Origin of the sequence: Streptococcus infantis, from assembly GCF_001579645.1 — a bacterium.
GTDB classification, from domain to species: Bacteria; Bacillota; Bacilli; order Lactobacillales; family Streptococcaceae; genus Streptococcus; species Streptococcus infantis_E.
In genome coordinates this window covers 172985-176193 of sequence record NZ_KQ970819.1, presented here as the reverse complement: position 1 = coordinate 176193, position 3209 = coordinate 172985, and the positions used below count along the sequence as shown (strand labels likewise).

7 protein-coding genes are annotated in these 3209 nt (G+C 36.2%); 1 reads left to right on the top strand and 6 read right to left on the bottom strand.

Features of this window, described 5'->3' with window-relative positions:
• Positions 1-345, top strand: a 345-nt coding sequence (locus SINDD18_RS05210) for a 3H domain-containing protein (RefSeq protein WP_061863350.1), incomplete at its 5' end; no start/stop codon positions are given.
• Here SINDD18_RS05210 and SINDD18_RS05205 read toward each other — a convergent pair.
• The 6 genes from SINDD18_RS05205 to SINDD18_RS11350 all read right to left on the bottom strand — a co-directional run.
• The gene (locus tag SINDD18_RS05205; RefSeq protein ID WP_060955587.1) at positions 342-809 is read right to left on the bottom strand and encodes an 8-oxo-dGTP diphosphatase; all 468 of its coding nucleotides are present in this window, start codon (positions 807-809) and stop codon (positions 342-344) included. The two genes, SINDD18_RS05210 and SINDD18_RS05205, sit on opposite strands and share 4 nt — an antisense overlap.
• 21 nt (positions 810-830) lie before the next feature.
• The gene (locus SINDD18_RS05200; protein WP_060955586.1) at positions 831-1262 is read right to left on the bottom strand and encodes a hypothetical protein; all 432 of its coding nucleotides are present in this window, start codon (positions 1260-1262) and stop codon (positions 831-833) included.
• Positions 1259-1774 carry a hypothetical protein gene (locus tag SINDD18_RS11355; protein WP_241497347.1) on the bottom strand — a complete coding sequence of 172 codons (516 nt, stop codon included), beginning with the start codon at positions 1772-1774 and terminating at the stop codon, positions 1259-1261. Before SINDD18_RS11355 ends, SINDD18_RS05200 begins: the two co-directional genes overlap by 4 nt.
• Positions 1752-2303, bottom strand: a complete 552-nt coding sequence (locus tag SINDD18_RS05190) for a hypothetical protein (RefSeq protein ID WP_061863349.1) — start codon at positions 2301-2303, stop codon at positions 1752-1754. Before SINDD18_RS05190 ends, SINDD18_RS11355 begins: the two co-directional genes overlap by 23 nt.
• Positions 2300-2926, bottom strand: coding sequence for an NAD(P)H-dependent oxidoreductase (locus SINDD18_RS05185; protein ID WP_061863348.1), 627 nt, complete (start codon positions 2924-2926; stop codon positions 2300-2302). The genes SINDD18_RS05190 and SINDD18_RS05185 overlap by 4 nt, the downstream gene beginning before the upstream one ends.
• A gap of 93 nt (positions 2927-3019) precedes the next feature.
• Positions 3020-3209, bottom strand: a 190-nt coding sequence (locus SINDD18_RS11350) for a GNAT family N-acetyltransferase (RefSeq protein WP_241497346.1), incomplete at its 5' end; no start/stop codon positions are given.

The following is a 3209-nucleotide window of genomic DNA, read 5'->3' as shown; positions in this document are numbered from 1 at the left end:
ATTTATAAAGAAAATAAAACCAATCCTTATGTTCACAAACTTTTTAAAGTTAAGCACGAGATGGAAGAAATTGGTCAAGAACTTCTAGCTATCGTCGATAATGGGGGACGTGTTCAGAATACCTTGATTGATCATCCTGTCTACGGTGAAATTGAAACCTTGCTCAAACTCTCTTGTCGCCGGGACGTTCAGCATTTTTTAGAGCAAGTCGAAAGGTCTGACTTTAGACCACTTTCTGAATTAACAGATGGCGTCCATTATCACCTAGTCGAAGCTGAAAATGAACAAGACCTCCTCTATATCGAGAAGGCCTTGGATAAGTTAGGTTATTTAGTAAAGGATTAGAAGGTTTTCTTTTCCCATCCATCTTCTGTACGGTGACGATAGAAAAATTCTGACTTATCAGGAGCTTCCATCATCTCCATCAAAGGTAACATATCATAGGCCAGATCCAAATTTGGAATCTGGTCTTTTTGCACCCAGGACACTTCTCCTTCTTCAGATGATTGGAGAGTACCGGTGAACTCAGTCGCTTTATAACAAAAGACAATGTAGCGCTCACCTGAGTCTAAAGGCCAATTTTTTATACCGACCAGTTGAGGATTTTTAATAGTCAGACCTGTTTCCTCGTAAATTTCACGAATAACAGATTCTGCAAAAGCTTCTCCATTTTCAACATGACCTCCTGGAAAGGCATAGCCAGACCAGCGATTGGTTTCAGGCGATCGATACTGCATAACCACGCGCTGATTTTCAAGGTCTTCTATTAGACAAATATTAGTTAGAATGGTTAATTGTGCTCGAGACATACATAGACTCACTTTCTCTGTTTAATTTTCCACATACTTAACTTTAGACTTCATAATCAAAGGATTAACTAAGTCGTGATATTCATGAATTTCATGGAGCAAAGATCCTCTAATAATTCTAATTTCCTTTTCTTTACTATTCACCTGATAGTCTATATTGATAGGCATAGATGAATCTGGGACCATGGAAAAGAAGAAAAATGTCATAAACCAGATCAAGAGTGCAATGAAGCCGCTGAGAGTCTGAAAAATTAGATGATGCCATTGAAAGATTCTAGATTTATAAAAGATAGTCCACGGATGGATAAATAAGGTCAAGCAAAGACCAAAAAACCAGAGATTCCACAAGACTGGTGTAAAGGCTAAACCAAAAAGCCCTAAGATAAAATGAATCAGTACAAATACCAGGCACAAAAGATAAATAAACCTAAATACAGTTAGATGTTTCATCATGATTGACTCCTTTTCTTTTCAATATATTTCATCGCTATAGTTATAATAGATGCCAAACTGAAAAAGATCAGATAAGTTGCTATTGGAAACCAAATGTAACGGTGATCTAGGGATAAGAGAGAAGGTAAAATTCCTTTACTATTTTTCCCGCCAATACCAATAAAGAGATGAACCACTAGACCGATACTATTAAGATAGATAAATAAATCTGCATATCTTTTTATCGTCATTCTTGTCCTAGTCAAGTCTAGGAACCAATAGTCAAATAATCGATACACTAGACAAAAAAGATTTATATATAGCGGAAAACTATAGTTGATATCTCTGTAGGGCAACGGAATAGGAAGGAGGTTAAAAACATGGGTAACACCTAGCCCTATTCCTAAGATTAGACCAAATACCAAGAAGAAACCTAATAATTTATGAGAATCCATCCAAAGCCGAAAACTTTCTTTCCTTGGGCGATTCTTTTTTGTATTTGAATTACTTTTATTTGAATGTATTTTCCCCATTATTTTCTTCCTCCTTTTTCTTTTCAATATGCTTGGAAATTATAATTGTCACAATAGGCAATAGAAAGAAAATGAAATAAGTAACGAGGGGAAACCAGATATAGCGATAGTCTAATGCCCATATCGGAAGTAATCTTCTTCCTCTTTTAGAGGTCATCCCAATCGTTAACTGTAATACACAAGCAATTACATTAGGATATAAAAACATATTTGCAAAATTTCGCAAAGAAATCCAGTCTTTTCTAAAGTTACGAAGGAAAGAATGATAAGATGCATTCACCAATACAAAAAGATTTAAAAAAAGTGGAAAACTATAATGCAGTTCCCGATAGGGACTTGGAATAAGGGTTGTTCCGTACAATAGATATAATATTCCTAGAGCAGAAAACAAAAGAACGCTTGCATCAAGAATCCAGGCAATTGTTGAATGTTGCACAAACCACAGATTCATGCGGTCCAGTAGACCAATCTTTCGCTTTGATTTCTGGTGTTTTTTTAATGTTTTCTGTCTCTTACTTTTTTGCTTCATGATAGTTTTTTAACTTCTTCTGCTACTTTTTGGAGATGCTCTTCACGCATACTTGCTGTATTTACATCCCGTCCAACTTCACCTAGTACGCACACGCGCTTAGTTTTAATTCCACAGTGATTCAAGACCGCATTTTTCAAAACAGAGATGCCATAGCTATCTGGAATGTTGATAGGACCCGAAAAGATTTTGTACCACCAAGTGGGCGCCATGGAGGTTGCGTAAATACTGGCTGTTTTCCCTTTTAATAACTTTTTAAACTGCTTGCCTCTAAGGTAATTCCAGATAAAACTCCCCTGATCATTAGCAGAGTAAGCAATCCCCGGTGTAAAGACCCGATCAATCCAACCTTTCATGAGGCTAGGCATACTACTCCACCAAATAGGATAAACAAAGATAAAATGGTCTGCCCATTGGATGAACTCCTGAGAGCGAAGTATAAAAGAATCTTCTTCCATACGTTTTCGATAGCCGTAGCGAAGGACAGGATCAAAGTCCTCTTCATTAAGATTGATGACTTCAAGCTCATGGTGCCTTGAATCAATATTTTCTACAATGGTTTGAAAAATTGCTTGACAGTAACTTTCCTTATCAGGGTGCCCATTGATGACTAAAATTTTCATTCGTTCTCTCCTTCATCTCTTTGCTTCATTCTATCTCTTTCACTCTTTATACTCGATTAATTGATAATAGTTCAAATATTGATAGATACGTCTTTAGGAATCTTTATTTGAAGAACACACCATCCTCAATTCCTTAACAGGTTTTCCAAGTTCAAGTATTTGTTCTTGGCCATCAAAAGTAAAACCCATTTTTTGATAGAAAGCAATGGATCGCTTATTATCTTTCAATACCCATAAATAAATTTCAGAGAAATGATCGAGAGCAACAAATGCAGCATGCATT

Excerpts from the sequence above, each read along its gene's own strand:
- SINDD18_RS05205 (WP_060955587.1), bottom strand. The coding sequence starts at position 809 with ATGTCTCGAGCACAATTAACCATTCTAACTAATATTTGTCTAATAGAA.
- SINDD18_RS05185 (WP_061863348.1), bottom strand. The coding sequence starts at position 2,926 with ATGAAAATTTTAGTCATCAATGGGCACCCTGATAAGGAAAGTTACTGT.
- SINDD18_RS11355 (WP_241497347.1), bottom strand. The coding sequence starts at position 1,774 with ATGGGGAAAATACATTCAAATAAAAGTAATTCAAATACAAAAAAGAAT.
- SINDD18_RS05200 (WP_060955586.1), bottom strand. The coding sequence starts at position 1,262 with ATGATGAAACATCTAACTGTATTTAGGTTTATTTATCTTTTGTGCCTG.
- SINDD18_RS05190 (WP_061863349.1), bottom strand. The coding sequence starts at position 2,303 with ATGAAGCAAAAAAGTAAGAGACAGAAAACATTAAAAAAACACCAGAAA.